The sequence below is a fragment of the Flavobacterium sp. UGB4466 genome, assembly GCF_903469665.1.
In the GTDB taxonomy this organism is placed as follows: Bacteria; Bacteroidota; Bacteroidia; order Flavobacteriales; family Flavobacteriaceae; genus Flavobacterium; species Flavobacterium lipolyticum.
This window is the reverse complement of the sequence record NZ_CAGKLC010000264.1, coordinates 1-566: the sequence shown is the minus strand read 5'-3', so window position 1 is coordinate 566 and position 566 is coordinate 1. Positions and strand designations below refer to the sequence as shown.

At 42.8% G+C, this 566-nt stretch carries 1 protein-coding gene; it reads right to left on the bottom strand.

Going from position 1 to position 566, the window contains the following annotated elements:
• A partial coding sequence (locus JO950_RS21975; protein ID WP_237732432.1) for a condensation domain-containing protein occupies positions 1-566 on the bottom strand: 566 nt, incomplete at both ends.

The following is a 566-nucleotide window of genomic DNA, read 5'->3' as shown; positions in this document are numbered from 1 at the left end:
AACCTCTGACAGGTTCATATAATGATGTGATGTACCTTGTATCGATTGCTCTTGCAGCATTTTTAACAGGTCAGCAGGCGTAGTATCAACATCATACTGTACTCTGACCGGAATAGTATTACTAAACAGTCCGATCATATCTTCAACTCCCGCTAAATCGGCCGGACGACCTGATACCACTGCTCCAAAAACCACATCACTCGTGTTGTTGTAACGTGATAATAAATAGCCCCATACACCTTGCATAAAAGTGTTGTGGGTAATGCCTAAAGTGGTGCAAAGTGTGTCTACTTGCTTAAACACAGCTCCCCCTATTTCAAGGCGTTCACTGTATTCGACATAAGTAGTGTCTACAGCTCTTGTCTTGAAAGGAATCTCTGCCGGTGCTGCATAACCTTTAAGGTACTCCTTCCAGTGACCCAGTGAATGTTCTCTGTCTATGGTTTTCAACCAATTGATATAATTGGAATAAGGCATTACCGGTGACAGATCAGCTGTACTGCCTTTTATTGCGGCACTCAACAGCTCATTAAAGTCATTGATAAGCACACTTACACACCAACCGT